Annotated in this window: 2 protein-coding genes; both read right to left on the bottom strand. The window is 54.7% G+C overall.

Annotated features, from left to right (window positions below; genetic code table 11):
- A partial coding sequence (locus J5M56_RS23790) for a hypothetical protein (RefSeq protein ID WP_207937918.1) occupies positions 1 to 308 on the bottom strand: 308 nt, incomplete at its 3' end.
- A gap of 7 nt (positions 309 to 315) precedes the next feature.
- A partial coding sequence (locus J5M56_RS23785) for a LuxR C-terminal-related transcriptional regulator (protein ID WP_207937917.1) occupies positions 316 to 665 on the bottom strand: 350 nt, incomplete at its 5' end.

The raw sequence follows: 665 nt of genomic DNA, 5'->3' as shown, positions 1-665 counted from the left end.
GCCTTGACGGTAATCTCAACATGCAGTGCCTGACCGATAATGCACGCGATATCGGCGGCAATCCCCTCATAGCGCGTACCGCTGGCGGTCATGACATAAGGCGGGAAATCCGGAAGCGCAGAACCCAATATCAGGCTGCGCTTTTGCCGCAGCCAACTCCAGTCTTCATTGGCCAGATCGACTTGCAGCTCCTTGCAGTCAGAGCGACCGAACACCTGCAAGGTGCGCGGCTCTGCTGCCAATAACACACCACTACTGAATACGAAAAGCACACTGATTAGCAAAACACCGCGCAACAGATGAAACATAAGCGTGTTATCCCTGGTTGTCGGCTGTCAGGCTGTGCTGCAACTTGAACAGCTCTGCGTCACCACGAATGCCAAGCTTTTTGAAAGCGGCCTGTTTTTGCCCACTGATGGTTTTGCGACTGCGCGAGAACTTCAAGGCAATCTGCGTCACCCCCATCCCCTCGAGACAACAGCGCAAGACTTCTTTCTCTTTAGGTGACAGCAGAGGATTACTGAGGAAATCGTCGCTGTGCGCCGCGCTCTCGTCTTTGGCACCGGCGGGTTCTTCGATCGATGCTGGCAACACGTCAAGCTCAAAGGCCATGGTGGGAGACAGGTACAACTGGCCGGACGCTGCACAGCGAATGGCAGTAATCA

The organism is Pseudomonas sp. 51_B (genome assembly GCF_017491595.1).
Taxonomy (GTDB): Bacteria; Pseudomonadota; Gammaproteobacteria; order Pseudomonadales; family Pseudomonadaceae; genus Aquipseudomonas; species Aquipseudomonas promysalinigenes.
This window is presented reverse-complemented; position numbering and strand designations above follow the sequence as displayed.